This is a genomic window from Pseudomonas sp. P4_D7 (genome assembly GCF_056401755.1).
The window spans coordinates 1-4194 of record NZ_JBFUIR010000106.1; the positions used below are offsets into that span (position 1 = coordinate 1).

A 4194-nucleotide genomic window follows, 5' to 3' on the forward strand; every position below is an offset into this window, starting at 1 on the left:
TCAACCAGATGCCGCTGCAACCGGCGTATCACGAACTCGATGACTTTATCGAGGCGCAACTGGCGGCGCATCAGGAAGTGTTTGCCAGTCGCGGGATCATCGCCACCTATGAAGTCGATCCGCTGAGTCCGTTGGGTTTCTTCGACCGTGAGCTGATTGCCTCGGTGCTGGGCAACTGCATCAATAACGCCATTCGTTACGCCCGCGAATCGCTGCTGATCACCGTCAGTGACGAGGCCGGGCAACTGGTGCTGAGTATCAACGACGACGGCGACGGTTATCCGGCCGAGATGCTCGAGCGCCAGGCCGATTATGTACAGGGCATCAATCACAGCAGTGGCAGCACCGGGCTCGGTTTGTATTTCGCCAATCGTATCGCGGCGCTGCATCAGCGCAATGGTGTCGAAGGACGCACCGAAATCCGCAACGGCGGACCGCTTGGCGGCGGGGTGTTCAGCCTTTATCTGCCGTGACACAGGTTTTTCTTTGACGCTGCTTGATATTCCGAACAGCCGGAGCCTATTTTGTGCGGGTCGCCGTTCGCGGCTCGCACAATAACAAGGATTGCGTCATGACAACCGATGGCCAGGGTTCACTCGCGCAGCGATTGACCGGCATTGATGAGATTGAATGTGTTACGCCGGATCTGAATGGCGTGCCGCGCGGCAAAGTGATGACCGCTGAGGGTTTCCTCGAAGGGCGGCGTCTGCAACTGGCCCGTGGCGTGCTGTTGCAATGCATCATGGGCGGTTACCCGGCAGCACGGTTTTACGGCAGCGACGACGGCGATCTCGCCCTGATTGCCGACCCGACCCAGATCCATCGTTTGCCATGGAGTGACGACCCGCGTGCCCTGGCGATTTGCGATGCCGATGAGTTGAGCGGCGAAAGCTCCAACCTGTCGACTCGCGGTCAGCTCAAGAAAGTCATTGCCCGTTATGCCGCGCGCGGCCTGGCGCCGGTGGTGGCGACCGAGCTGGAATTCTTTGTCTTCGCGCCGAATGCCGATCCGACCCAGCCATTCCGTCCGCCAGTAGGCCTTGACGGGCGTCGCGAGGATGGCCAATCGGCGTTCAGCGTCAGTTCCAATAACGGTCTGCGGCCGTTCTTCAACGAAGTCTATAAGTGCATGGCGGCACTCGGTCTGCCGCGCGATACTTTCATGCACGAGATGGGCGTCAGCCAGTTCGAGATCAATCTGCTGCACGGTGATCCACTGCTGCTGGCCGATCAGACGTTCCTGTTCAAGCACCTGCTCAAGGAAGTCGCGCTCAAGCACGGCTTGACTGTGGTGTGCATGGCCAAGCCGCTGGCACACACGCCAGGCAGTTCGATGCACATTCATCAGAGCATCGTCGAGACCGCTAGCGGCAAGAATGTCTTCAGTGATGCGCACGGTGAGCCGACCGCGATGTTCCGTCACTTCATCGGTGGCCAGCAGGCGGGCATGGCTGATTTCACCGCACTGTTTGCACCTAATGTGAATTCCTATCAGCGCCTGTGCCATCCGTACGCATCACCGAACAACGCCTGCTGGTCGCACGACAACCGGGCGGCCGGCCTGCGAATTCCGGCCAGCTCGCCGGTTGCCCGTCGGGTGGAAAACCGTTTGCCGGGCGCCGATGCGAATCCGTATCTGGCGATCGCCGCCAGTCTGGCTGCCGGTTTGCACGGGATCGAGAATGAGCTGGAACCGAGCGAAGCGATTCAGGGCGAGTTCGCGGTGCCGGACAATCTTGCGCTGCCGTGTACCTTGCACGCCGCGCTCGAACGTCTGAAACGTAGCCAATTGGCGAGGGAACTGTTCGGACCGGAGTTCATCGAAGGCTACATCGCTTCGAAGACCATGGAGTTGACCAGCTTCTTTGATGAAATCACTCCCTGGGAACGACGTGTTCTAGCAGCCCAGGCCTGACGTACCGCCGCCATCGGGCTATCGTTCTGGTAGCCCGATATTAACTGCAAGGAGCCGCTCGGAACGCCGATGCGCCAAATCTGGAAATCCTTTCGAGCACTGTATTTCGCCTCGCTGATGATGTTGATCGGCTCGGGCCTTCTATCCACTTATCTGGCATTGCGACTGGCCGCTGACAATGTCGACGGCCTCTGGGTCGGCGCGTTGATGGCGGCCAACTATTTCGGCCTGGTGCTGGGTGGCAAGATCGGCCACCGGTTGATCGCCCGGGTCGGGCATATCCGTGCTTATTCGGCCTGTGCCGGGATCGTCGGGGCGGCGGTGCTTGGCCACGGTCTGGTCGACTGGCTGCCGGCGTGGCTGGTGCTGCGGACCATCGTCGGTCTGGGCATGATGTGCCAATACATGGTGATCGAGAGCTGGCTCAACGAACAGGCGGACGCCAATCAACGTGGCCTGGTGTTCAGCGGCTACATGATCGCTTCGTACTTGGGCCTGGTCCTCGGCCAACTGATTCTGGTCATGCACCCGGGCCTGGGGCTGGAACTGCTGATGCTGGTCGCGCTGTGTTTCGCCCTGTGTCTGGTGCCCGTGGCATTGACGCGGCGGATTCACCCGGCGCCACTGCATCCGGCGCCGATGGAGCCACGCTTCTTTATCAAGCGCGTACCGCAGTCGTTGAGTACGGTGCTGGGTGCCGGTTTGATCATCGGCTCGTTTTACGGTCTGGCACCGCTGTACGCCTCGCAACAAGGGCTATCGACCGAGCAGGTTGGTCTGTTCATGGGTAGCTGCATCTTTGCCGGTTTACTGGTGCAGTGGCCGTTGGGCTGGTTGTCCGATCGTTATGACCGGGCGCTGCTGATTCGCTGCTTTGCCGGGTTTCTGGCGGTGGCGGCGTTGCCGTTGGCCGTGCTGCCGCAGGTTCCGCTGGAGGTGTTGTTCGGGGTTGGTTTCCTGTGTTCACTGGTGCAGTTCTGTCTGTACCCACTGGCGGTGGCATTCTCCAATGACCATGTGGAAGGTGATCGCCGCGTGTCGCTGACGGCGATGCTGCTGGTGACTTATGGTGTCGGCGCGAGCATCGGGCCGTTGCTTGCGGGCGTGTTGATGAAGCTGTTTGGCAGCCAGAGCCTGTATGCGTTCTTCAGCTTCTTCGCGTTGGTGCTGGTGTGGCGGATCCGGCCGAAGGCCGTGACCAATCTGCATCAGGTCGACGACGCGCCGCTGCATCACGTGGCCATGCCGGACAGCATGTCCAGCTCACCACTGGTGGCGGCCCTTGATCCTCGGGTAGACGAGCAGGTGGTGCAGGAGCAGATGGTGCAAGACCCTGTGCAGGCGCCGGCAAGTCCCGAGCCTGAAGCTGATACTCCGTCAGAGCCTGCGGCAGAAGTCGAACCGGATACCGATAAACCCGCGCCTGATCTCAGCGGCGGTAGACCCTGAACTGAACAAAAAACATCGCGCATAAAAAAGGGCAGTCCCGCCAAGGACTGCCCTTTTTATTGGCCGCAACGAATCAGAGATCGTCTTTGTCGAAACGGCGTGCTTCACGTTGCAACTGATACACGAAACGCTCAACGTTGCGCGCAGCCTGGCCACTGATGTTGTGGAAACGCAGACCGGCAAAGGTGATGTTGAGTTTTTCTTCGAAATGCAGATAGCGCAATTCGACGGAGATCGGCTGGTTGCCGAACAGCGGCGGGGCGATCAAGCGGTCATAAACCTGGCCCAATTGCAGGCGGTCGGTGATATCACCTTCGAAACGCAGCTTGCAGCCGGTCGCGGAGATATCCAGCAGTTTGCCGTTGATTGGCGCCTTGAGTTTTTCACCGCCCAGTTCAACGCTGACCAGATCGGTCAGTTTCAGTGCTGCGCGGAAGGCATTGCGGCGCTGGTGGTAAACCACTTCAGTCGGCAGTGCGCCGGTGTAGAAACGATCACCCTCGGATTCTTCGATATTCAGCGTGCCGGTGCATTCCCAGGCGATGCGCACGCCTTCATGAAAACCTTCAACCTTGAATGGCTCACCGGCCTGCAGGAAACGTTCGCCATCACGCGGAATCATCTCGTCCAGTGCGATCGTAGCGCTGTCGCGGTCGACTTTGATCAGATAGCTCTGGAAGCGCTGGCTGCGCTCATGAAAGGTGATGATCAGCGGATCGTGGCTTTCTTGCAGCTGGCGCAGGTTGCTGGAGATTTCCAGTGGCGTGGTAAGCACCTTAGGGGGCTGCGGAGCATCATCCGCGCTGAGGGCGTTGGACACGGTTTATCAA

The 4194-nt window shown here is 59.6% G+C and carries 4 protein-coding genes; 3 read left to right on the top strand and 1 reads right to left on the bottom strand.

The window, feature by feature from the left end:
- The 3 genes from AC1DVF_RS28500 to AC1DVF_RS28510 all read left to right on the top strand — a co-directional run.
- A partial coding sequence (locus AC1DVF_RS28500; protein WP_477783545.1) for a sensor histidine kinase occupies window positions 1-473 on the top strand: 473 nt, incomplete at its 5' end.
- 200 nt (window positions 474-673) lie between these two features.
- Complete coding sequence (locus AC1DVF_RS28505) at window positions 674-1915, top strand: glutamine synthetase family protein (RefSeq protein ID WP_477783546.1); 1242 nt, start codon at window positions 674-676, stop codon at window positions 1913-1915.
- Between the two features lie 69 nt (window positions 1916-1984).
- The gene (locus AC1DVF_RS28510) at window positions 1985-3364 is read left to right on the top strand and encodes an MFS transporter (protein ID WP_116256244.1); all 1380 of its coding nucleotides are present in this window, start codon (window positions 1985-1987) and stop codon (window positions 3362-3364) included.
- 73 nt (window positions 3365-3437) lie between these two features.
- On the opposite strand, the gene AC1DVF_RS28515 is transcribed toward AC1DVF_RS28510, so the two are convergent.
- On the bottom strand, window positions 3438-4184 hold the full coding sequence (locus tag AC1DVF_RS28515; protein WP_093442101.1) for a flagellar brake protein: 747 nt from the start codon (window positions 4182-4184) through the stop codon (window positions 3438-3440).
- Between the last annotated feature and the right edge of the window lie 10 nt (window positions 4185-4194).